This window comes from Streptomyces chiangmaiensis, assembly GCF_036281785.1.
Taxonomy (GTDB): Bacteria; Actinomycetota; Actinomycetes; order Streptomycetales; family Streptomycetaceae; genus Streptomyces; species Streptomyces chiangmaiensis.
Map to the genome: position 1 here is coordinate 1 of NZ_JAYWVC010000105.1, position 22,020 is coordinate 22,020.

Genomic DNA, 22,020 nt, shown 5'->3' on the forward strand with positions numbered 1-22,020 from the left:
GTGGTACGGGGTTTTCCGCGTTTCCGGCTCGTCTAGGCTCGTACTCATGCGCTATGACCTCGTCATCTTCGACAACGACGGCGTCCTCGTCGACAGCGAGCCCATCTCCAACCGGCTCCTGGCCGCCTGTCTCACCGATCTCGGACACCCGACGACGTACGAGGACTCCATCCGTGACTACATGGGGTCCGCAATGCACCGTGTCCACGATCTGATACGTGAGCGCACGGGGGAGCGGCTGCCGTCCGACTTCGACGATGTCTTCCATGCGCGCGTCTTCGCAGCCTTCGAGCGGGAGCTGAAGCCCGTGGCCGGCGTGGTGGACGTACTGGAGAAGTTGTCGGCCGACGGGGTTCCGTACTGTGTGGCGTCGTCCGGGAGTCATGAGCGGATCCGGGTGGGGCACCGTACGACGGGGTTGGACCGGTGGTTCGACGACGGACGGATCTTCAGTTCCCAGGACGTCGGACGGGGCAAGCCTGCGCCCGATCTGTTCCTCCACGCCGCCGGGCGGATGGGGGTCGCGCCGGGCAAGTGCCTGGTTGTGGAGGACAGTCCCCTCGGCGTGCAGGCGGCTGTCGCCGCCGGGATGGACGTGTACGGGTTCACCGCCATGACGCCGGCCGCCGGACTCATAGGTGCCACGCAACTGTTCTCCACCATGGAGGAGTTGGCTGACCTGCTCTGATGAGTGGGACCGTGATTCCCGCCACCGGCGCGGCACTGACATGCGCCGCGGGCCCGATGGCCCAGATGCTCATCGCCGAGGTGAAGGCCGGGAGTGCCGCGGAGTGCACCGTGGCCCTCGCTTCCGCCGAGTGAAGCTGAACAAAAATCATCTTTCACGGGATCTACCCACCGGTAAACAGGGGCCCTACGCTCGCCGCCATGACCGATGTGCTGCGGCGCGGTAGGGCCTCACTGGCGTTCGGCTTCTTCGCCCAAGGCGCGGCATTCGCCCTGCTGGTGACGCGGATCCCGGCCATTCAGGACCGATACGGGGTCTCCGACGCCCTGCTTCCCGTCTTCCTCGCTGCGGTGCCGATCCTCGCGGGCATCGGGAGTGTCACGACCGAGCAGCTCGTCAAGCGCGTACGGCCCAGCCGGCTGCTCCGCTGGTCGCAGCCCGTCGTGCTGCTCGCGCTCCTCGGTGTGGGTGCCGGGAACCAGGTGACCGAGCTGGCCGTCTCGCTGGCCGTGTTCGGGCTGACCGTAGGTGCGCTGGACGCCTCGATGAACATGCTCGGGGTGAGTCTCCAACGGACGTACGGACGCAGCATCATGCTCGGCTTCCATGCCGCCTACAGCCTCGGCGGGATCGTCGGGGCCTCGCTCGCCTGGGTGGGCGCGCACTGGCACCTGGCGCTGTGGGTGTCGTATCTGCCGGTGGTCGTGGTGCTGCTGCCTGCGACGTTCCTGGGCAGCCGGTGGTACGTCGACGGAGGTGGTTCCGTCACGGACGCCCCGAAGGCCGAGGCCGGTCCGGTGGTCTTCCGGCTGCTGCTGCCGCTGTGTCTGGTGATGACCTTCGCGTACATCGGCGACTCGACCGTGTCCAACTGGAGCGCCAAGTACCTGCAGGACACGCTGGGCGGCTCGGAGCAGCTGGCGACCGTTCCGTACAACGTCTACATGGTGACCACGCTGCTGGGGCGGTCCATCGGGGACTTCGGGGTGCGGCGGTTCGGCGCGGTGGCCGTCGTACGACTGGGTGCGCTGGTGGCGGGGGCCGGGTTCGCCGTGGTGGCGGGAGCGCCCGGGGCGTGGGTCGGGATGCTGGGGTTCACCCTGCTGGGTCTGGGGCTGTGTGTCCTCGTGCCGCAGACGTTCGCGGCCGCCGGCCGGCTGTTCCAGGGGGCTTCGGACACGGCGATCGCACGCCTCAACATCTTCAACTATGTCGGCTTCCTGGTCGGTTCACCCCTCGTGGGTGCGCTCGGGGACGCGTGGAGCTATCGGGGCGCCATGCTGGTGCCGATGGTGTTGGTCCTGGTGACGCTGGTGTACGCCCGTTCGTTCGCGGCGGGTTCTGACCGATACGGTGACGGGCATGAGCGGCCGCGCACAGCTGATGTGGGACGAGGCAGTAACGGGCTATGACTTCGGACCGGAACATCCGATGGATCCGGTCAGGCTCGCGCTGACCAGGAAACTCGTCGACGCCTTCGGACTGGACAGGGACATCGAGGTGGTCGCCGCCAAGCCGGCGGGCGACTCGACGCTGCGGCTCGTGCACCGCGAGGACTACGTGGACGCCGTCAAGGCCGCGTCCGCGGACCCGGCGTCGGCTGACGGGTCCTACGGGCTCGGGACCCTGGACGATCCCGCCTTCGCCGGGATGCACGAGGTGTCCGCACTGATCGCGGGTCAGTCGGTGGGGGCCGCCGAGGCCGTGTGGCGGGGGGAGGCCCTGCACGCCGTGAACTTCGCGGGCGGCCTGCACCACGCGATGCCGGGTGGTGCCTCGGGGTTCTGCATCTACAACGACGCCTCGCTCGCCATCGCGCGGCTGCTGGAGCTGGGCGCCGAGCGGATCGCCTACGTGGACGTGGACGTGCACCACGGGGACGGGGTGCAGGCGGCGTTCTGGGACGATCCGCGGGTTCTGACCATCTCGCTGCACGAGCATCCGCGAACCCTCTTTCCGCAGACCGGGTGGCCCGAGGAGACCGGTTCCCCGACCGCGGAGGGCAGCGCGGTGAATCTGGCGCTGCCGGCCGGTACGGGTGACGCCGGGTGGGTGCGGGCCTTTCATGCCGTTGTGCCGGAGCTGGTCGCCGACTTCCGGCCGCAGGTGCTGGTCACCCAGCACGGTGCGGACACCCATTTCGAGGACCCGCTCGCGCATCTGGCCGTGTCGCTGGACGCGCAGCGGGCTGTGCAGGTCGCGTGCCACGACCTGGCGCACGAGTACGCCGGTGGACGCTGGATCGCGCTGGGCGGAGGCGGATACGTGGTGGTGGACGTCGTACCGCGTTCGTGGACGCATCTGGTCGCCATCGCGGCGGGGCGGCCGATCGAGCCGGAGACCGTAATCCCGGACAGCTGGCGGCAGGAAGTCTTCGCCCGTACCCGCCAGTTGGCGCCGGCGCGGATGACGGACGGCCGATGGCCGGTGGCCTACGCGGAATGGGAGTCGGGATACGACCCCGCCGACCGTCTCGACCAGGCGGTGCTCGCGGCGCGCAGGGCGGTGTTCCCGTTGCGTGGGCTGCTGGCGTAGCGGGTCGCCGCCCCGCGGGGCACGCACCGCAGGCCGGTGCGAAGGGTTGCACCATTACGCCGACTGTGGGGTGCTTTCTCCGTTTTGGCCATGTGGTGCGCGGACTTGGGCCAGCATCGCTGACGTGTTGAGCACCGGAGCACTGCGTGCACATCTGCTGGCCGCCCGGCTGGCCGGGCCCGTGGCCACGTCGCGTGAGGAGAGCCTGCGCAGCTACCGGCTCTTCGCGGCCCGCGATCCCCGTGTGCTGATCGGGCTCGATCCCGAATGGTCGTGGGGTCATCGGGATGTGATCGAACTGATGGCGGACAAGTGTGGTGTCTCAGCCGATCCTCGGCACTCCTCCGGGCATGATGTGATCGATCCGGAACGCACACTGGAGGGTCTGGACGCCTTCGCCGATCGGATCGGCGAGGCGGCGCGCCACGGGAGCACGGTCCTTCTCGGCACCGGTCATCCGCACCGACTGCTCGGCTTCTACGCCGCGCTCGCGGACGCCTTGTCGGCGGAGGGATGTACTGTCCTCACCCCAGCGCAGGGTCGCTGTGCCGACATAACGACCCGGTTCGGTCTACGCACGTACAACCTTGATTACGTACGAGGAGTCGCCCTCGTACGGAAACCGGGGCCCGAAGGGGCCGGTTGTGAGCCCGGCGCGCACTCGCACTCGCCGCTGCCGGTTCGCATCGCGCTCGCCGCGGCCGCGGAGGCCGGCGGGCCGTTGCCGGACTTGGTGATCGGTGACCACGGCTGGGTCTGCGGGGCAGGTCAGCTGGGGTTCGAGGCGATCGGTCTGGCCGATACGAACGATCCTGCGCTCTTCGTCGGGGAGGCAGAGGGGCGTGTGTCCGTCGCCGTTCCACTTGATGACGCTGTGCGGTCTGATTACTACCGACCGCTTACTCGCTATGTACTCAATCGAGCGTGTCTGTCACAGTAGGCCGCCGATGCCATCCCCTCTTCCCCACTCGCACCACCCGCCCCTACATTGGGGAGTGAGCACGCAGCGACGAAGAGTCACCGGAAGGGGAAGCCGGTGGCCGTCGAGTGCGGAAGGTTCAGGTGTGTCATGGCTGCAGCTGGCGAGAGGCCTCTGAACGAGGTTCAGTTCCTGACCGTGGCGGAAGTCGCCTCGGTGATGCGAGTGTCGAAGATGACCGTGTACCGGCTGGTGCACAGCGGTCATCTGCCGGCGATCCGGGTGGGGAGGTCCTTCCGGGTGCCGGAGCAAGCGGTTCACGAGTACCTCCGCGAGAGTTATGTGGGGGTGGAGACGGCCTGACGGCGGCCCGGTGGGGTCCTGTGCGGCCTCCCGGGTCACCTCGATTACGACCTCAGCGCTCGGGCGGGTAGGCTAGCCCCTCGTAGGTCGTATGGGCCCATGGCGCCCAGCACCGAGTGATGAGAAGTGAGCGAGGGTAGTCGTGGGCTCTGTTATCAAGAAGCGGCGCAAGCGGATGGCCAAGAAGAAGCACCGCAAGCTGCTCAAGCGCACGCGCGTTCAGCGTCGCAACAAGAAGTAGGGCGCGGCCCCGAGAGGGCCGCCCTTGCTCCGCGCATACGTCTGCGCCGTGGCCCCCCACCACCGGTGGGGGGCCTTGTCATCTGTCGTTCCCGGGCGGCACGCCGGCGAGGGTCGGCGGGCCATCCGGTGGTCCCGGCCGGCTGTGCGCATGTCCGCTGGGTCACCTGGCTTGGTCCGGTCGTACGTTCGCAGGTGTCGTCACTTCGTGCATCGGGTGGTCATCACAGCGCAACATCGACCCGCTAAGTTGGCCACTGACGGGGAACGCGGCAGGCTGAGGGGCAGAGCTACGTCCACTACTGGACGCGAGGGAAGAGAGGCGCTGATCTTGGGCAAGGTCGTGCTCGTGACCGGGGTGGCCCGCCGACTCGGCGGCCGGTTCGTACGACGGATCCAGCGTGACCCGGAGGTCGACCGCGTCATCGCGGTGGACGCGGTCCCGCCCGAGCATCATCTGGGCGCCGCCGACTTCATCCGGGCCGACATCCGCCAGCCCGCCATCGCCCGGGTGCTCGCCGAGCACTCCGTCGACACGGTCGTCCACATGGACGTGACCGGCACCCCGCTGGGCCGCGGCAGCCGGGCCACGGTCAAGGAGACCAACGTCATCGGCACCATGCAGTTGCTCGGTGCCTGCCAGAAGTCCCCGACGGTCAAACGACTCGTCGTGAAGTCCAGTACGAACGTGTACGGGTCCGCGCCCCGCGATCCGGCCGTCTTCACCGAGACCACCCCGCCCAAGTCCCTGCCCAGCGGCGGCTTCGCCAAGGACACCGTCGAGGTCGAGGGGTACGTGCGCGGCTTCGCGCGGCGGCGGCCCGATGTCGCGGTCTGCGTACTGCGTTTCGCCAACATCCTGGGCCCGATGGCCGACTCGCCCCTCGCCGCGTACTTCTCACTGCCGGTTCTGCCCACCGTGCTCGGTTACGACCCGCGGCTGCAGTTCGTGCACGAGGACGACGTGATCGAGGTGCTGCGGATCGGCTCGCACGAGCCCCAGCGCGGCACGCTCAACAGCGGCACGTTCAACGTGGCCGGCGACGGGGTGCTGCTGCTGTCGCAGTGCGCCCGGCGCCTGGGACGGCCGACCGCGCCCTTGCTGCTGCCCGCGGTCACCTGGGTCGGCTCGGCGATGCGCACCCTGGGCATGACGGACTTCTCCCCCGAGCAGATCCGGCTGCTCACCCACGGGCGGGTGGTGGAGACGGAACAGTTGCGCCAGACACTGGGGTACCAGCCCAAGTACACGACCGCCGAGACGTTCGCGGACTTCGTACTCAGCCGTGGCCCCGGACTGCTGCCGCCGGAGGTCCTCGCGGGGGCCGTCGACCGGATCGCCGCACTGCCCGTTCTGGGCGGTGGCCACCCCCCGACGCAGAGCGCCAACTGAGGAGCGCAGGAACGATGGCGGACGCCAAGGTCATTCCGTTCGACGACGACCGGTCCCGCGGGGCTGCCGCACAGCGGCCGCAGCGGCGCCGAAGCGCGGGGAACCGGCGCAAGGGCGAGCCCGCGGCGGTCCGCGAGGTCCAGCCCCTGCCCAGCAGGGAGATCCCGCAGGATGATGTTCCTGTGACGCGCGAGGAAACGCCGCAGGAAGCCCCCGGGGAGGGAGGGCTGGAGCGGCGCATTGCCGGAGGGCTGGCCTTCCTGCGCCGGCGCCTGACGGGCGAATACGAGGTCGACGACTTCGGCTACGACGAGGAGCTCACCGACCAGGTCCTGATGTCGCTGCTGCGGCCGGTGTACGAGAAGTACTTCCGGGTCGAGGTGAAGGGCATCGAGAACATCCCGTCCAAGGGCGGGGCGCTGATCGTCGCCAACCACTCCGGCACGCTTCCGCTGGACGGCCTGATGATGCAGGTCGCCGTGCACGACAACCACCCGGCGGGCCGCCATCTCCGGCTTCTGGCGGCCGACCTGGTGTTCGTGCTGCCGGTGATCAACGAGCTGGCCCGCAAGGCGGGTCACACCCTCGCGTGCGCGGAGGACGCCCAGCGCCTGCTGGAGCGCGGCGAGCTGGTCGGTGTGATGCCGGAGGGCTTCAAGGGCATCGGCAAGCCGTTCAGCGAGCGCTACAAGCTGCAGCGCTTCGGCCGCGGCGGCTTCGTCTCCACGGCTCTGCGCGCCGGGACGCCGATCATCCCGTGCTCGATCGTCGGGGCCGAGGAGATCTACCCGATGATCGGCAATGCGAAGACCCTCGCCCGGCTGCTGGGCTTTCCGTACTTCCCGATCACTCCGACGTTCCCGTGGCTGGGTCCGCTGGGCGCGATCCCGCTGCCGACGAAGTGGACGATCCAGTTCGGCGAGCCGATTCCCACGGACGGCCATCCGCCGGAGGCCGCCGAGGACCCGATGCTCATGTTCAACCTGACGGACCAGGTCAGGGAGCAGATCCAGCACACGCTGTACAAGCTGCTCGTGCAGCGGCGCTCGGTGTTCTTCTGATCCTGCCGGTGTGCCCGATACGACGACGGGGGCGCCCCTGTCATCAGAGGCGCCCCCGTCGTCGTGCGTGTCGCTCAGGGCCCTACTTGTTCTCCCGGCTGTCGATCCCCAGGCCGGGCAGCAGGCCTGGGAGCAGCGGCGGCAGCGTCACGTTCGTCCCCGGCGAGGGGGTCTTGCTCGTCGACGGGGAGCTGCTGCCGGTGCCCTTCGGCGGGTCCAGCAGACCGCCCGTGTTGCCGCCGAGCAGCCCGCCGCTGCCGCTCTGGGAGGCGGACGGCTGGGGCTTGTCGCCGCTGTGGCTGCCGGAGGCGGAGCCGCCGGTGGCGCCGGGCGCGGGTGCGTCCCCTGTGCCCGCGGAGTCGGTGGCGCCCGGAGCGGAGCTCTGCGGCAGTCCGGAGCCCCCGTGGGACGGGGACTGCGGCAGCAGCGACTGCAGCGGGGCGACCTCCTGGTCTATGGCGTCGAAGACCGACGTCACCTGCTGACTGACGTCACCGAGCTGGACGGGCAGCCGGTCGCGCAGGGCGCCCCACGCCTCGCGGTGCGAATGGGAGAAGGTGGAGAGGGTCTGGATCGGGGCGAGCGAACCCTCCCGCTCGTACGCCTCGTGCAGCAGGCGGTGGCCTTCGGACGCGTCGTGCTGCATGCCGGACAGCGTGCGGCGGATCTCGCCCAGGGACTCATGGTCGAGCTGGCCGGCGCGGCCACGCTCCATCAGCCGACGGGCCTCGTTCAGCCGGGTCGAGGCCTGGTCGAGATAGAGCCGTCCGCGGTCGTCGTCCCCCTCGGCCATGCCGAGTTTGACGTCCTCGATGCCGCGTTTGAGGCCGTAGAGCGAGTCACCCGGCAGCGCGTCGGAACTGGCAGCGGCCACTCCGCCGAAGGAGGCGGCGGCCACGCCGACACCGAGTCCCCCGGCGGCGAGGCCCTTGGTGAGCCGTGTGCGCGGTCGGAACTTCCCCAACGGGCTTGCCCGGTGGGCGCCATGGGCCCGATGGGACCGCCCGCCCGTCGCTGCCCTCCCTTTTCGGCCGGGCACCGAAGGGTCAGCCGCCTCGCCCCCCATGGCCGTGCCGTCCCGCAGCATGGCCTCCATCGCGGCCACCAACCGCGCGCGCTGGACGACCTTCACCTCGGGGTCGAGCGCCGGCTTCGGCAGCTCGTCGAGCCGGGTCGCGAGGGCCAACAGGCAGGCCTGCTCGGTCCGTTCCGCAGCAGCCGGGGCCGGATCCGATCCTCCGGGCTGCTCGGCCGCCGTGCCCCGGTCGTCGGACTGATCCTCCAGGGCCTGGGCGAAGGCGTTCGCCCGCCGGTGCGCCGATACGTTCGCGATCACTGGCGGCACCTCCTCTCGTCATGACGGTCGACTCCCCAGGGGATCCTGAGGGTTGCACGCCCTGACCACATCCACGCGAACGAGTGGCCGGGGAAGGTCAGGGGTGACCACAGGGAGCCTGTATCCCGCACAACGAGCGGCTCGGCACTTGGGTTACGGACGACGGATGATCTGACCGCGAACTCAAAAACTGTGTACGCAAGGTGAGTTGACCGTCGCCGAGCGTGTGCGGAGCTGTGCGGGTTCAGCGGGCGTCTTCGGGTAGCAGCCGGGCCAGCGTACGGACGGCCCGGTACTGGAGGGTCTTGATCGCGCCCTCGTTCTTGCCCATCACGCGGGCGGTCTCGGCGACGGAGAGGCCCTGGAGAAAGCGGAGTGTCACACATTCCTGCTGCTGGGGGTTGAGCCGGCGCACGGCGTCGAGCAGTGCGGCGTTGGAGAGGGACTCGAGGACGGACTCCTCGGGGGACCGCTCGACCTCGTTGGCGTCGAGCATCTCCCCGGTGGTGACCTCGAGCCGGAAGCGGCTCGACTTGAAGTGGTCGGCGACGAGGTTGCGGGCGATGGTGACGAGCCAGGCGCCGAAGTCGCGGCCCTGCCAGGTGAAGGTGCCGATCCGGCGCAGGGCCCGCAGAAAGGTCTCGCTGGTGAGGTCCTCGGCGGTCGCCCTGCCCCCCACCCGGTAGTAGATGTACCGGTAGACGGTGTCGCTGTACTGGTCGTACAGACGCCCGAAGGCGTCGGCCTCGCCGGCCTGGGCCCGCTCCACCAGATCCATCATGCGGGCGCTGTCACTGTCCGCAGCCGGGCGGCGTGCGGTGGCGGCGGCCGAGCCGGAGCGGCCCCGTCGGCTGCCGACCGCGGCGCTGCCGTCGGCCAGTGCGTAGCACGGGCCGACGGGCGCGGCCGTGGCGAAGGCGGGCGCGGCGTACGCGGTGGGGACGAAGCCGCGCAACAGGTCGAGGACCGTTGCGCGCAGCGTAGCCAGGCCCGAGGCGTCAACCCCGACGTGTGGGTACACGGGACTCCCAGAGGCAGAGCTTCCATCACGTGCAGTACGGGACCGTTCACCCGTCGTAGCGACGGAGGGGTACCGGATTGCGTCTGAGGAGAATAACGCTTCGTACAGGCAGCACTACGCCCAGTTGCTCAAATCATCGATTACGTCGCTTCTGTAACCGATTGATGCCCCCTCAAGTACCGAAGAGTGACCGCTTGTTGATCGGAAGAGTCCGTCTTCCGTCTGGGTACGGGGCGTGTTGTGGTCGGGTGGGCAAAGGGGGTGTGGTGGGGAGGGTGCGGGGGTAGGACCCCGAAACTGTGCGTGCGGTCCCGGCGGGGCGCGCGTGAGCACCGACCGCAGGGCGTGGACGGAGCAATGCCGGTCCGCGCCTGCGGCTCGCCGTCACGCACAGTGACACAGGAGCGCCCGCGGAGGCACGCGGGAACCATCGGCGCCCCTCCCCGCCCAAGCCCCGGGGGGTAGAGCGCCCTTGTCGTCGCCGTGGGCGCGCGCCCGGTTCAGTGGCGGCGGAGGACCGGCCGCCGGACGCGTCTCCGTGCGGCGCCCGCCGCGGTGGCGCGGTCCCGCCCCGCGGGCGGCGCGACCTCGTTCAGCGGCGTCGGCGGTGCAGTGCGATCGCCGCCGCCGTGCCGCCCGCCACCGCGCCCACGCCGGCTGCCGCGGGGAGGCCCACCTTCGCCGCCTTGCGGGCCGTGCGGTAGTCGCGCAGGCGCCAGTCCTGGGCCCGGGCGTGTTTGCGCAGCTTCGCGTCCGGGTTGATCGCGTACGGGTGGCCCACCAGCGAGAGCATCGGGATGTCGTTGTGGGAGTCGCTGTACGCCGCGCAGCGTGAGAGGTCCACGCCTTCCGCCGCCGCCAGCGCGCGTACCGCCTCCGCCTTCGCCGGGCCGTGCAGCGGTTCGCCCACCAGCTTGCCCGTGTAGACGCCGTCGACCGACTCCGCCACCGTGCCCAGCGCCCCGGTCAGGCCGAGGCGGCGCGCGATCACCGTCGCGATCTCCACCGGTGCGGCGGTGACCAGCCACACCTTCTGGCCCGCGTCCAGGTGCGCCTGTGCCAGCGCCCGGGTGCCCGGCCAGATCCGCTCCGCCATGTACTCGTCGTAGATCTCCTCGCCGATCGACATCAGCTCGGAGACGCGGTGGCCCTTCACGATCGAGAGCGCGGAATCGCGGGCGTCCTGCATGTGCTCGGGGTCCTCCACCCCGGCCAGCCGGAACCACGCCTGCTGCCAGGCGAACTTCGCCAGGTCGCGCGTCTCGAAGAACTTCCGCTTGTACAGGCCCCGGCCGAAGTGGAACAGCGCGGCGCCCTGCATCACGGTGTTGTCCAGGTCGAAGAACGCCGCGGCCTTGTCGTCCCCGAGAACCGGAAAGTCCGGCTCCTGGGCGGGGACGTCCTGCGAGGCGGCGTCCTGCGACGACCTACGCGCGGCCTCCGCCGAGGCCTCGCCTGCCAAAACACTCCTCGCCGTGGCGGAGCGCCTACGGGAAGTGAGCCATCCGAGAGCGGCCATGACGTGAGCATAGCCAGTCTGTTCGGTGCTTCCGGAGTCGAGAGGTTTGGAGGCTGTGAACTCTCCGCGACCGTGTCGTTAAAGAAGTGCTGTCGGCGGCGTGGCGGTGGGGCGTCTCCCTCGGGTGACAGGTTATGGCGGCCCGGGTTCCCCACGGGCCCGGCGGAGCGAGAATGGCCGGCATGAGTCCCATCTTTCGACGCACGGCAGCCCAGGACCCCCACGACCGGATCGTGACCCTCATCCGCAAGCCCGGGTGCCATCTGTGCGATGACGCACAGATCGTCATCGAGAAGGTCTGCGGTGAGCTCGGCGTGTCCTGGGAGCAGAAGGACATCACCGAGGACGCGGAGCTCAACCGCCGGTACTGGGAGCAGATCCCGGTCGTGCTGGTCGACGGCCAGCAGCACACGTTCTGGCGTGTGAACGAGGAGCGCCTGCGCAAGGCCCTGGCCTAGCACCCTCCACGCTCTCCGTGGCCTGACCGGGTAGTCCAACTGATCCTGAAAGTCGCTTAGGATCGATGGCGAATGGTCTCGGGGGCGTGGATCGTTGAGGAGAGTGTGCGGTTTTGCCCCCAGATCAAAAGGAACGGCGGGGCCTGTGCGCCGGTTCCGTACCCATGCGCCGGGTGTGCGTGACCCCGGTCACGTTGGCCGGGCAAATCGGACACCGTCTTTGTGCACGCGTTCACAAAGACATAGCCTGCATTCGACGGGGCGGTCTGGGGACGCATGACCGCCTGCAGCCCCGCGCTACCCGCAGGAGCACCGTGGCAACTGGCCGAACTCACCGACCGGCGACCCGCAGCCGAGGGATTCCCGAGGCCACTGTCGCCAGGCTTCCGCTGTACCTCCGAGCCTTGACCGCACTGTCGGAGCGCTCGGTACCCACGGTCTCCTCCGAGGAGCTGGCCGCTGCCGCGGGGGTCAATTCCGCGAAACTGCGCAAGGACTTCTCCTACCTCGGCTCCTACGGCACCCGGGGCGTGGGCTACGACGTCGAGTATCTCGTGTACCAGATCTCCCGCGAGCTGGGCCTGACCCAGGACTGGCCGGTTGTGATCGTCGGTATCGGTAACCTCGGCGCGGCGCTGGCCAACTACGGCGGGTTCGCCTCGCGTGGCTTCCGCGTGGCGGCGCTCATCGACGCCGACCCGGCGATGGCCGGAAAGCCGGTCGCCGGCATTCCGGTGCAGCACACCGACGACCTGGAAAAGATCATCGAGGACAACGGCGTCTCCATCGGCGTCATCGCCACCCCCGCCGGCGCCGCCCAGCAGGTCTGCGACCGGCTCGTGGCCGCGGGTGTGACCTCCATCCTGAACTTCGCACCGACCGTGCTGTCCGTCCCGGAGGGCGTCGACGTGCGCAAGGTGGACCTCTCCATCGAGCTGCAGATCCTCGCCTTCCACGAGCAGCGCAAGGCCGGCGAGGAAGCCCTGCCCGACGGCCTGCCGGCCGCCGCGGCGGCCACCGAGTCCGCCGACCAGGGACCCGACGGGGATGTCCCCGCCGTGATGCCGGCATGAGTCTCCTCGTCGTCGGGCTGAGCCACCGGAGCGCTCCTGTCAGCGTTCTGGAGCGGGCCGCGCTGGGCGCGGATGCCCAGGCCAAGCTGCTCCAGGACACGATCGCCGCCGAGCCGGCCGCCGAGGCCGCGGTCCTCGCCACCTGCAACCGCATCGAGCTGTACGCCGACGTGGACAAGTTCCACGCGGGTGTCGCGGAGCTGTCCACCCTGCTCGCCCAGCACAGCGGGGTCGGCCTGGACGAGCTGACCCCCCACCTCTACGTGCACTACGAGGACCGGGCAGTGCACCACTTGTTCTCGGTGGCCTGCGGTCTGGACTCGATGGTCGTCGGCGAAGGCCAGATCCTCGGTCAGATCAAGGACTCTCTGGCCGGCTCGCAGGAGCAGCACACCGCCGGACGGCTGCTGAACGACCTGTTCCAGCAGTCGCTGCGGGTCGGTAAACGCGCCCACTCCGAGACGGGCATCGACCGCGCGGGCCAGTCGCTGGTGACCTTCGGCCTCGAGCAGTTGGCGGCCGGTACGCCGGTCGAGAACTGGGCGGCGGGCAAGCGCGCGCTCGTGATCGGGGCCGGCTCGATGTCCTCCCTGGCCGCCGCGACCCTCGCCCGCGCCGGGGTGGCCGAGGTCGTCATCGCCAACCGCACGCTGGAGCGTGCCCAGCGTCTCGCGCAGATCCTGACGGAGGTCGACGGCACGCACGTGCCGGCACGTGCGGTGCGGATGGAGACGGTGCCGCTCGAGCTGACACGTGCTGACGTCGTGGTCTCCTGCACGGGCGCGACCGGGCTGGTGCTCACGGCCCAGGCGGTCGCGGAGGCGCTCGAGGGACGCGTGGACGGGCCCTTCGGCCCCTTCCCGGTCCTTCCGGCCGTCCCCGCGCAGGGCGGCGCCGAGCCCGTCCGCGCCTCCGGCGCGCAGACGGCGGATTCTGCCGACGCACGGGACGAGCTTCCCCCCACGAGTCTCGGCGCCGAGGACGACTGCCCGCTCGACCTGTCGGCCGTGCAGGGCACTGCCGGCTTCTCCGTGCTGGGCGAGGCGGCTGTCGCCGGGATGGCGGCTGCCGAGCTGGAGCAGCACGCGGCCTGGGTCGACAAGGGCGACAAGGAGCGCAGCGGCCGTCCGGCGGGCGGTGCCGTGCTCGACCCCGAGGCCGAGTTCGAACTCATCACCGCGCTCGCCGCGACCGTGGCCACCGTCGGCAGGATCCCCGAGCGCCGCAGGCCCGAGCTCGTCGTGCCGGCTCCCCGGCCGGCACCCGTACTGTCGATCCTCGACCTCGCGATGCCGCGGGACGTCGACGCGGCCGTGCACCGGCTGCCCGGGGTACGCCTCGTCGACATCGAGTCGCTCGCCGAGGCCTCCGCCGACGCGCCCATGGCCGCCGACGTCGATCAGGTGCGGCGGATCGTCTCCGACGAGGTCACCGCGTTCGGCGCCGCCCAGCGCGCGGCGCACATCACGCCGACCGTCGTCGCGCTCCGCTCGATGGCCGCCGACGTGGTCACGAACGAGATCGCGCGCCTGGAGGGGCGGCTGCCGGGGCTCGACGACAAGCACCGGGCCGAGATCACACAGACCGTGCGGCGCGTCGTGGACAAGCTCCTGCACGCGCCGACCGTACGGGTGAAGCAGCTGGCCGCCGAACCCGGCGGCGCCGGGTACGCGGACGCGCTGCGCACCCTGTTCGACCTCGACCCCGAGACGGTCGCCTCCGTCTCCCGGGCCGAGGACGCCGAGAACACCGAGAACGCCAAGAACCGAGGGCGAGCATGAGTGAGCCACGCGAGCCGTTGAGGCTCGGGACCAGGCGCAGCAAGCTGGCCATGGCCCAGTCCGGGCAGGTCGCGGAAGCCGTGAGCCGCATGACCGGACGGCCCGTGGAGCTCGTGGAGATCACGACGTACGGCGACACCTCCCGCGAGCACCTCGCCCAGATCGGCGGCACGGGTGTGTTCGTGACGGCGCTGCGCTACGCGCTCCTGAGGGGCGAGGTGGACTTCGCGGTGCACTCGCTCAAGGACCTGCCGACCGCGCAGCCCGAGGAGCTGGCGCTGGCCGCCGTCCCCGTGCGCGAGGACCCGCGCGACGTGATCGTCGCGCGTGACGCCCTGAAGTTCACCGACCTGCCCCGCGGTGCGCGCATCGGCACCGGTTCGCCGCGCCGCATGGCGCAGCTGAACGCCTACGCGCGCAGCCACGGCCTCGACATCGAGACCGTCCCGATCCGCGGCAACGTCGACACCCGGATTGATTACGTCCGCGACGGCCGGCTGGACGCCGTGGTCCTCGCCGCCGCCGGACTGAGCCGCATCGGCCGGATGGACGAAGCGACCGACTTCCTGTCGGTCGACATGGTTTTGCCCGCCCCCGGCCAGGGGGCACTGGCGATCGAGTGTGTCGCGGACGACGCGGACCTGATCGCCGCGCTCGCCGGGCTCGACGACCCCTTCACCCGGGTCGCCGTGACCGCCGAGCGGTCCTTGCTCGCCGCCCTGGAGGCCGGTTGCAGCGCCCCTGTGGGCGCGCTGGCCGACCTTCCCCCACTCTCGGCTCCGCTCGAGCGGGGGGACCCCCAGGCCGACGGGCAGATTGTCAAGGAAATGCGCCTGCGCGGCGTCGTCGGCACCCCCGACGGCCAGTCGCTGGTGCAGCTGTCCACCACCGGTCCCGTGCCCGAGACGCACGACCAGGCGATGACGCTCGGTCGCGAACTCGCCGCCGAGATGCTTGCCCAGGGCGCGGCCGGTCTGATGGGGGAGCGAGCACATTGAGCCCCACCACCCTTTCCGCCGGTAATGAACCCGGACACGTCACCTTCCTGGGTGCCGGACCCGGAGATCCGGGACTTCTCACCCTGCGCGCCGTGGAGGCGCTGGCGAACGCGGACGTCGTCGTCGGCGAGCACGACGTGCTCGCCGTCGTGTGCGCCCATGCCAGATCGGGCGTCGCCGTCATCACCACGGACCCGGACCTTGCCATGGGTATGCATCCAGGCACGGGCACGCCTCAGCTAGCGGTCGTTGACGGCGAGTCAACAGCCGCTGGCGTCCCTGCGTTGAGGGATGCCGGACATCTTGTCATGGAGGCTGCGCGGGGCGGCAGGCGGGTCGTCCATGCGGTCACCGGGGACCCCGGACTGGACGCGTACGCGACCGAGGAGATGCTGGCGTGCGCCGCCGCGGGCGTTCCGTTCGAGATCGTGCCCGGCATCGCGACCGCCGTGGGCGTGCCCGCATACGCGGGTGTGCCGCTGCGGGACGCGCAGGGCGCGGACGTACGGTTCGTGGACGCCCGGACCGCCTCGGACCGCAGCTGGACCGAGATCGGCGCCTCCGACGGCACCGTCGTGGTCTCCACGACCCTGGACTCGGTGGCGGCCGCCGCCGGGGAGCTGGTGGCCGCGGGCCGCAAGCCGGACACGCCGCTGACGGTGACCGTCGCCGGTACGACCACCCGGCAGCGCACCTGGACCGCGACGCTCGGCTCGATCGCGCAGACGCTGAAGCAGGCGAAGGTGCTGCCGTCCCCCGAGGGCGGCCGCCCGGTGATAGCCGTGGTCGGTGAGCGTTCCGCCGCCGCCCAGCGCGACCAGCTGTCGTGGTTCGAGTCCAAGCCGCTGTTCGGCTGGAAGGTTCTCGTCCCGCGCACGAAGGAGCAGGCGGTGTCGCTCTCCGACCAGCTGCGGTCGTACGGGGCCGTGCCGCACGAGGTGCCCACGATCGCCGTCGAGCCCCCGCGCACGCCCCAGCAGATGGAGCGGGCGATCAAGGGCCTGGTGACGGGCCGGTACGAGTGGATCGCGTTCACGTCGGTCAATGCGGTGAAGGCGGTCCGGGAGAAGTTCGAGGAGTACGGACTCGACGCGCGCGCCTTTGCGGGCATCAAGGTGGCCGCGGTCGGTGAGCAGACGGCGAAGGCGCTGGTGGCCTTCGGCGTGAAGCCGGACCTGGTCCCGAGCGGGGAGCAGTCCGCCGCCGGGCTCCTGGAGGACTGGCCGCCGTACGACCCGGTGTTCGACCCGATCGACCGGGTGTTCCTGCCGCGTGCCGACATCGCCACGGAGACCCTGGTGGCCGGCCTGATCGAGCTGGGCTGGGAGGTGGACGACGTCACCGCGTACCGGACGGTCCGCGCCTCGCCCCCGCCGGCCGAGACCCGGGAGGCGATCAAGGGCGGTGGCTTCGACGCGGTCCTGTTCACGTCGTCCTCGACGGTCCGGAACCTGGTGGGCATCGCGGGCAAGCCCCACAATGTGACGATCATCGCCTGCATCGGCCCCGCCACGGCGAAGACGGCGGAGGAGCACGGTCTGCGGGTGGACGTCATGGCCCCGGAGCCGTCCGTCCACAAGCTGGCCCAGGCGCTGGCGGACTTCGGCCTGAAGCGGCGGGCGGCCGCCCTGGAGGCCGGGGACCCGGTGACGCGGCCCAGCGAGCGGCGTCCGGGGGCACGGCGGCGCCGGTCGACGACCTGAGTCACCGCCCGGGCCGACGCGCGCCCCGGATGCGGGGTGCCGTGGGCCGAATGCGGCCGGACGCGGAGAAAACCCCTCTGACTGCGTTCCGCGGTCAGAGGGGTTTGTGCTGCCCGACCGGCGATCAGTCCTTGCAGCCGGGTACCGCGCCCGCGCTTCCCTTGCAGTTCGTGTCGTCATTGCTCTGCACGGTGCTGCTGACGAGGGCCATGGTGCTGCCCGGATTGTTTCCGTTGTCGATTCCACCGGGTGCGACGACGGCGGCGTTGTTCATCACCTTCGTCCTGATGAGCTGAACGGTGGCGAAGTTTTTGATACCGCCGCCGCTGGTGCCCGGTCCGTCGCTTCTGTTGTTGCTCACGGTACTGTCGCTCGCCTGCACCGTGCCGCGACTGTAGTTGAAGACGCCTCCGCCTCCGGTGAAAATTCCGGACCCGGTACCGAGGACGTTGTTGAAACGGATCTCGGTGGAGTACATCCTGAGAATTCCGCTGCTCGGCCCGACGCTGAGGTTCGCGATGGCGCCGCCGTATTCCAGTGCGTTGTTGCCTCGGATGTCGCCCTTCTTGAGGACCAGTGTTGCGCCGGTATTGTGGATGCCTCCCCCGGCCTTGGCGGTGTTGAAGCTGATCTGGCTGTCGTTGACGGTCATGGACCGGCCCTCGGCCGCGATGCCGCCCGCGACGCCGGTGGTGATGTTGCCGCTGATCCTGCTCCGGTCGATGGTCGCGGTGCCCTTGCCCACGGTCGCCACACCGCCGCCGCCTCCGTCGCCCGCGGTGTTGCCGATCACGCTGACGTGATCGAGCCCGAGGTCTCCGGCGGAGTAGATGCCGCCGCCGCTCGTGAACGCGGGTGCCCCGCCGCCGTTGGCATTGCCTTTGGTGACCGTGAGGTCCTGCAGGTGGAGGCTGCCGGAGTCCTCGACGTAGAAGATGCGGAAATGGGCGCTTCCCTCGGCCCGGGCGATGGTGGCGTCGTGGCCGCGGACGACGACCGTGTTCCTGATGGGGGGAAGGCCGGTCGTATCAGCGGCCGCCTTGCTGAGCACATAACGACAGCGCGGAGCCAGTTCGAGAGTTCCGCCCTTTTTGTTGGCTTCGTCGATCGCCGCCACCAGAGCGTGGCTGCTGCACGTTACCTGAATAGTGGGGGCCGCCGCCACGGCGGGAATCGGAACAGCTGTCAGGCCGACGGCAAGTGCGGCCGTTCCAGCGGGGACCCACAGCATGGGAATGCGTCGCACGACGCCTCCTCGCGAATCATGGCGCGCTCCCTGAGTCGTCCAAGGGGCGGCCAATTCTGCATTGAATTGCTTGCATTCAAACCAGTGCGCTTGCTGAAAAGGGATGCCTCGCGGCCTGTTCACCCGAAAGCTGCGGGGGTTCGGCTCGATGGCTCATGACTCCGATGCGTCCGCACCGGTCGACACGACGTCGGCAAAAGAACTCCTGAGCCGGGCGTAGCGTAGAGAGCATGACGAAATACGGATCCTTCCCCGGTACGCGTCCCCGTCGCCTGCGCACCACGCCTGTCATGCGTCGCATGGTCGCCGAGACCCGGCTGCACCCTGCCGACTTCATTCTCCCGGCGTTCGTGCGGGAGGGCATCGCCGAGCCCGTGCCGATCACGTCGATGCCCGGCGTCGTGCAGCACACCCGGGACAGCCTCAAGAAGGCGGCCGTGGAGGCGGCGGAGGCGGGGATCTCCGGGATCATGCTCTTCGGTGTGCCGGAGGATTCGAAGAAGGACGCCGTGGGCACACCCGGCACCGACCCGGACGGGATCCTCCAGGTCGCCATCCGTGACGTGCGCGCCGAGGTCGGGGACGACCTCCTCGTCATGTCCGACCTGTGCCTGGACGAGGTCACCGATCACGGTCACTGCGGCGTGCTCGACGCCCAGGGACGGGTCGACAACGACGCCACCCTCGAGCGGTATGCCGAGATGGCGCAGGTGCAGGCCGACGCCGGTGCCCATGTCGTCGGGCCCAGCGGGATGATGGACGGCCAGATCGGGGTCATCCGTGAGGCACTGGACCAGATCGGGCGCGAGGACGTGGCGATCCTCGCCTACACCGCCAAGTACTCTTCCGCCTTCTACGGTCCGTTCCGTGAGGCCGTCGCCTCGTCGCTGATGGGTGACCGCAAGACGTACCAGCAGGACCCCGCCAACTGGCGGGAGTCCCTGCGGGAACTCGCCCTCGACCTCGAGGAGGGCGCCGACATGGTGATGGTCAAGCCGGCCGGCCCCTACCTCGACATCCTGGCGAGGGTCGCGGACGCGGTCGACGTGCCCGTCGTCGCGTACCAGATCTCCGGTGAGTACGCGATGATCGAGGCCGCAGCGGAGAAGGGCTGGGTCGACCGTGACCGCGCGATCCTCGAGACCCTGACCGGCATCAAGCGGGCCGGTGCGCGCACCGTCCTCACGTACTGGGCCACCGAGGTCGCCCGGCAGCTGCGCTAGTACGGTGGCCGGCCCGGCCTCAGTACGTCCGGGCCGCCTCCCGGCTCGACAGCCAGTACGTCACCGCCGAGCCGTCCACGTACAGGCCCGGGCCGGGACGCGGGTGCGGTCCCGCGCTGCGGGAAGGCCCGGCTCCGGCCGGCCCCGGTCATCCCGTGCCGGTCATCCCTTCGTGCCGAACCACAACTCGGCGAGCGCGTCGAGACGCGGTTCGGCGGGGGACGGGAGCTCGTGCAGGTACAGGGGCAGGTCGCTGTACACGTGCAGCAGCGTGTACGCGAGCAGTTGGAACGGGTCGTGCGGTGAGCGCCCGTAAGCCTCGTAGAAGCGGCGGAACTGGCGCGGGTCGCCGCGCGTGACGAACAGGCCCGCGTTCACGAAGTCGTACGCCGGGTCGCCGATCATCGCCGGCTCGAAGTCGAAGAGACCGGTCAGCCGGCGGCCGTCGCGCATGTCGATGGTCAGGTGCTCCGGCATGAACTCGGTGTGCAGCAGGGCCCGGTCGGTCGACGCGGGCAACGGAACCGAGTCCAGGAACTCGGGGATCCGGCTCAGCCAGGGCTCGGTCACACCGTTGGCGCTGTGGTGGTGCATGGTCCGGGCGCGCCGTCGGCCGAGGAACGCGCCCCAGTCCGAGGGGCCCACGACGTCCGTCAGCGCGGTGAAGCTCATCGCGTGCAGGGCGGCGAGCGTCTCGGCCGACTCCGTGACGATCCGGTCCCGTTCCGCCGCCGTGAGACGGGGCCAGGCCTCGGCGACGCACAGGCCGGGCAGCCGGGACATCAGCACGAACCGCCAGCCGTTGGTGTACTCGTCGGTGGCGAGCAGCCGAGGTGTGGGAAGCGGAAGTTGACCCCAGAGGTGTGCCAACACCCGTACTTCCCTGATGGCTTCCGTCATCTCGAACCGGGGATACAGCTTCAGCACCAGATCGCCGCCGACCGCGTAGACGGGGAGTGAACCGTCGTCGAAGCGCCGCAACGCCAGCCCGACGAGCCCGAGTCGGTCGCACAGGTCCAGTGCGGCCGGGCGCAGCACCGCCTCGTCCGAGACCATTGCTTCCAACTCGTCGATGGTGTCCACGCTGGGCAGCATGGGCCGCATGCTAGAGCCCACGGACCGTCGTCCGCATGGCGAAAAGAGGTTGTTGCATCGGGCAGCCATGTCCGTAAGGTGCGCGAAAGAGGTGTTTTCGAGTGGCGTACCAACGGAGTTCCAGTCCGTGCGGGCGCCGGTGCCACACAAGGAGCCGCCACCATGACCTTCACCGACCGTGTGATCGGCAGTCCCCCACCGCCCGCGTTCGCCGACCGGGTCGCCTCGGTCGGTGGCTCCCCGGTACGGGACATCCTTGCCGTCACCGCCCGTCCGGAAGTCGTCAACTTCGCGGGGGGACTGCCGGCTCCGGGCCTTTTCGACTCGGAGGGCGTCGCCGCCGCGTTCCACGCCGTGCTGACCGGGGCCCCGAGGCAGGCGCTGCAGTACTCGACGACGGAGGGCGAGCCCGCGCTCAGGGCCGCACTGGCGGACCGCACCACCGTGCGCGGCCTTGCCACCGTTGCCGACGACCTGCTCGTCACCACCGGCTCGCAGCAGGCGCTGTCCGTGCTGGCGACCGCCCTGCTGGACCCCGGCGACACCGTTCTCGTCGAGAGCCCCTGCTATCTTGCGGCCCTTCAGGTGTTCGGCTTCGCCGGTGCCCGGATCGTCGCCGTGCCCGGTGACGCGGACGGCATCGATCCGGACGCGCTGGAGGAACTGGTGGTGGCGGAGCGTCCCAAGCTGCTCTACACGGTCCCCACCTTTCAGAACCCCACCGGCCGCACCCTGCCCGCCGACCGCCGCGCTGCGATCGCGCGCGTCGCCGCCCGGTGCGGATTGTGGATCGTCGAGGACGACCCGTACGGCGAACTCCGGTTCGAGGGCGAGCGCGTGCCGTGGATCTCCTCCTACGAGGACGTGCGCGACCGCGGCGTGCTGCTCGGTTCTTTCTCCAAGGTGATGGCGCCCGGACTGCGGCTCGGCTGGCTGCGGGCGCCGGCGTCGCTGCGGCGGGCCTGCGCGGTCGCCAAGCAGGCCGCCGACCTGCACACGCCGACCGTCAACCAGCTTGCCACGGCCCGCTATCTGGCCGACCGCGACCTGGACGGGCACGTGGCCGGTGTGGCCGCCGCGTACCGCGAACGCCGGGACGCCATGCTCGCCGGGCTTCCGGACGCGCTACCGGAGGGCTCGGTCTGGAACCGGCCCGAGGGCGGCATGTTCCTGTGGGCTCACCTTCCCGGGGACTACGACACCACGGCCCTGCTGCCGCGGGTGGTGGAACAGGACGTGGCGTACGTCCCCGGTGCGCCCTTCTACGCGGGTGCACCGGATCGGTCGACGATGCGGCTGTGCTTCGTCACGCACACTCCGGAGGAGATCGCCGAGGGACTGCGGCGACTGGGGAGGGCGCTGCGCTAG

General features: G+C 70.1%; 21 protein-coding genes. 16 read left to right on the forward strand and 5 right to left on the reverse strand.

The genetic code is table 11. The annotated features are described in order from the left end of the window. Positions 1-46: 46 nt before the first annotated feature. From VXC91_RS25905 to VXC91_RS25945, 9 genes are all read left to right on the forward strand, one after another. On the forward strand, positions 47-688 hold the full coding sequence (locus VXC91_RS25905; protein ID WP_329509743.1) for an HAD family hydrolase: 642 nt from the start codon (positions 47-49) through the stop codon (positions 686-688). Then, complete coding sequence (locus VXC91_RS25910) at positions 688-822, forward strand: hypothetical protein (RefSeq protein WP_329509744.1); 135 nt, start codon at positions 688-690, stop codon at positions 820-822. Before VXC91_RS25905 ends, VXC91_RS25910 begins: the two co-directional genes overlap by 1 nt. A 66-nt stretch (positions 823-888) precedes the next feature. Then, on the forward strand, positions 889-2,100 hold the full coding sequence (locus tag VXC91_RS25915; RefSeq protein ID WP_329509745.1) for an MFS transporter: 1,212 nt from the start codon (positions 889-891) through the stop codon (positions 2,098-2,100). Continuing rightward, positions 2,051-3,223, forward strand: coding sequence for an acetoin utilization protein AcuC (locus VXC91_RS25920; protein ID WP_329509746.1), 1,173 nt, complete (start codon positions 2,051-2,053; stop codon positions 3,221-3,223). Before VXC91_RS25915 ends, VXC91_RS25920 begins: the two co-directional genes overlap by 50 nt. 124 nt (positions 3,224-3,347) lie before the next feature. Next, complete coding sequence (locus VXC91_RS25925; RefSeq protein WP_329509747.1) at positions 3,348-4,163, forward strand: phosphatase; 816 nt, start codon at positions 3,348-3,350, stop codon at positions 4,161-4,163. A 129-nt stretch (positions 4,164-4,292) separates the two neighbouring features. Further along, complete coding sequence (locus VXC91_RS25930) at positions 4,293-4,505, forward strand: helix-turn-helix domain-containing protein (protein WP_004984898.1); 213 nt, start codon at positions 4,293-4,295, stop codon at positions 4,503-4,505. 142 nt (positions 4,506-4,647) lie between these two features. Continuing rightward, positions 4,648-4,746 (forward strand): 30S ribosomal protein bS22, encoded by a 99-nt coding sequence (locus VXC91_RS25935; RefSeq protein WP_003948845.1) that lies wholly within the window; start codon positions 4,648-4,650, stop codon positions 4,744-4,746. Positions 4,747-5,076: 330 nt separating this feature from the next. After that, the gene (locus VXC91_RS25940; protein WP_329509748.1) at positions 5,077-6,138 is read left to right on the forward strand and encodes an NAD-dependent epimerase/dehydratase family protein; all 1,062 of its coding nucleotides are present in this window, start codon (positions 5,077-5,079) and stop codon (positions 6,136-6,138) included. A 14-nt stretch (positions 6,139-6,152) separates the two neighbouring features. Then, complete coding sequence (locus tag VXC91_RS25945; protein ID WP_329509749.1) at positions 6,153-7,199, forward strand: lysophospholipid acyltransferase family protein; 1,047 nt, start codon at positions 6,153-6,155, stop codon at positions 7,197-7,199. An 82-nt stretch (positions 7,200-7,281) separates the two neighbouring features. Here VXC91_RS25945 and VXC91_RS25950 read toward each other — a convergent pair whose 3' ends face one another. From VXC91_RS25950 to VXC91_RS25960, 3 genes are all read right to left on the reverse strand, one after another. Then, the gene (locus tag VXC91_RS25950) at positions 7,282-8,535 is read right to left on the reverse strand and encodes a DUF5667 domain-containing protein (protein WP_329509750.1); all 1,254 of its coding nucleotides are present in this window, start codon (positions 8,533-8,535) and stop codon (positions 7,282-7,284) included. Positions 8,536-8,779: 244 nt separating this feature from the next. Further along, the gene (locus tag VXC91_RS25955; protein ID WP_329509751.1) at positions 8,780-9,556 is read right to left on the reverse strand and encodes an ECF subfamily RNA polymerase sigma factor, BldN family; all 777 of its coding nucleotides are present in this window, start codon (positions 9,554-9,556) and stop codon (positions 8,780-8,782) included. A 592-nt stretch (positions 9,557-10,148) separates the two neighbouring features. Further along, on the reverse strand, positions 10,149-11,075 hold the full coding sequence (locus VXC91_RS25960; protein ID WP_329509752.1) for an HAD family hydrolase: 927 nt from the start codon (positions 11,073-11,075) through the stop codon (positions 10,149-10,151). Between the two features lie 173 nt (positions 11,076-11,248). Between VXC91_RS25960 and VXC91_RS25965 the strand changes: the two genes are divergently transcribed. The 5 genes from VXC91_RS25965 to VXC91_RS25985 all read left to right on the forward strand — a co-directional run bounded on the left by VXC91_RS25965 (position 11,249) and on the right by VXC91_RS25985 (position 17,088). Then, a complete protein-coding gene (locus tag VXC91_RS25965) occupies positions 11,249-11,533 on the forward strand; it encodes a glutaredoxin family protein (protein ID WP_329509753.1) in 285 nt (94 codons plus the stop codon). 314 nt (positions 11,534-11,847) lie between these two features. Further along, the gene (locus VXC91_RS25970; RefSeq protein ID WP_329509754.1) at positions 11,848-12,606 is read left to right on the forward strand and encodes a redox-sensing transcriptional repressor Rex; all 759 of its coding nucleotides are present in this window, start codon (positions 11,848-11,850) and stop codon (positions 12,604-12,606) included. Then, positions 12,603-14,387, forward strand: coding sequence for a glutamyl-tRNA reductase (locus VXC91_RS25975; protein ID WP_329509755.1), 1,785 nt, complete (start codon positions 12,603-12,605; stop codon positions 14,385-14,387). The genes VXC91_RS25970 and VXC91_RS25975 overlap by 4 nt, the downstream gene beginning before the upstream one ends. Continuing rightward, positions 14,384-15,385: a hydroxymethylbilane synthase gene (gene hemC, locus VXC91_RS25980; protein ID WP_329509756.1), complete on the forward strand. Its 1,002-nt coding sequence runs from the start codon at positions 14,384-14,386 to the stop codon at positions 15,383-15,385. Before VXC91_RS25975 ends, hemC begins: the two co-directional genes overlap by 4 nt. Further along, positions 15,382-17,088, forward strand: coding sequence for a bifunctional uroporphyrinogen-III C-methyltransferase/uroporphyrinogen-III synthase (locus VXC91_RS25985; protein ID WP_329509757.1), 1,707 nt, complete (start codon positions 15,382-15,384; stop codon positions 17,086-17,088). The genes hemC and VXC91_RS25985 overlap by 4 nt, the downstream gene beginning before the upstream one ends. Before the next feature lie 124 nt (positions 17,089-17,212). On the opposite strand, the gene VXC91_RS25990 is transcribed toward VXC91_RS25985, so the two are convergent. Continuing rightward, positions 17,213-18,457 carry a hypothetical protein gene (locus VXC91_RS25990; RefSeq protein ID WP_329509758.1) on the reverse strand — a complete coding sequence of 415 codons (1,245 nt, stop codon included), beginning with the start codon at positions 18,455-18,457 and terminating at the stop codon, positions 17,213-17,215. Between the two features lie 107 nt (positions 18,458-18,564). On the opposite strand from VXC91_RS25990, the gene hemB reads away from it, so the two are divergent. Next, positions 18,565-19,557, forward strand: coding sequence for a porphobilinogen synthase (hemB, locus tag VXC91_RS25995; protein ID WP_329509759.1), 993 nt, complete (start codon positions 18,565-18,567; stop codon positions 19,555-19,557). Positions 19,558-19,719: 162 nt separating this feature from the next. Here the strand turns inward: hemB and VXC91_RS26000 are convergent, their stop codons facing one another. Then, positions 19,720-20,652 (reverse strand): phosphotransferase family protein, encoded by a 933-nt coding sequence (locus VXC91_RS26000; protein WP_329509760.1) that lies wholly within the window; start codon positions 20,650-20,652, stop codon positions 19,720-19,722. Positions 20,653-20,814: 162 nt separating this feature from the next. Here VXC91_RS26000 and VXC91_RS26005 point away from each other — a divergent pair, with 162 nt between their 5' ends. Beyond that, on the forward strand, positions 20,815-22,020 hold the full coding sequence (locus VXC91_RS26005) for an aminotransferase-like domain-containing protein (RefSeq protein ID WP_329509761.1): 1,206 nt from the start codon (positions 20,815-20,817) through the stop codon (positions 22,018-22,020).

Excerpts from the sequence above, each read along its gene's own strand:
- VXC91_RS25905 (WP_329509743.1), top strand. The coding sequence starts at position 47 with ATGCGCTATGACCTCGTCATCTTCGACAACGACGGCGTCCTCGTCGAC.
- VXC91_RS25910 (WP_329509744.1), top strand. The coding sequence starts at position 688 with ATGAGTGGGACCGTGATTCCCGCCACCGGCGCGGCACTGACATGCGCC.
- VXC91_RS25915 (WP_329509745.1), top strand. The coding sequence starts at position 889 with ATGACCGATGTGCTGCGGCGCGGTAGGGCCTCACTGGCGTTCGGCTTC.
- VXC91_RS25920 (WP_329509746.1), top strand. The coding sequence starts at position 2,051 with ATGAGCGGCCGCGCACAGCTGATGTGGGACGAGGCAGTAACGGGCTAT.
- VXC91_RS25930 (WP_004984898.1), top strand. The coding sequence starts at position 4,293 with ATGGCTGCAGCTGGCGAGAGGCCTCTGAACGAGGTTCAGTTCCTGACC.
- VXC91_RS25945 (WP_329509749.1), top strand. The coding sequence starts at position 6,153 with ATGGCGGACGCCAAGGTCATTCCGTTCGACGACGACCGGTCCCGCGGG.
- VXC91_RS25960 (WP_329509752.1), bottom strand. The coding sequence starts at position 11,075 with ATGGCCGCTCTCGGATGGCTCACTTCCCGTAGGCGCTCCGCCACGGCG.
- VXC91_RS25965 (WP_329509753.1), top strand. The coding sequence starts at position 11,249 with ATGGCCGGCATGAGTCCCATCTTTCGACGCACGGCAGCCCAGGACCCC.
- VXC91_RS25975 (WP_329509755.1), top strand. The coding sequence starts at position 12,603 with ATGAGTCTCCTCGTCGTCGGGCTGAGCCACCGGAGCGCTCCTGTCAGC.
- hemC (WP_329509756.1), top strand. The coding sequence starts at position 14,384 with ATGAGTGAGCCACGCGAGCCGTTGAGGCTCGGGACCAGGCGCAGCAAG.
- hemB (WP_329509759.1), top strand. The coding sequence starts at position 18,565 with ATGACGAAATACGGATCCTTCCCCGGTACGCGTCCCCGTCGCCTGCGC.
- VXC91_RS26000 (WP_329509760.1), bottom strand. The coding sequence starts at position 20,652 with ATGCTGCCCAGCGTGGACACCATCGACGAGTTGGAAGCAATGGTCTCG.
- VXC91_RS26005 (WP_329509761.1), top strand. The coding sequence starts at position 20,815 with ATGACCTTCACCGACCGTGTGATCGGCAGTCCCCCACCGCCCGCGTTC.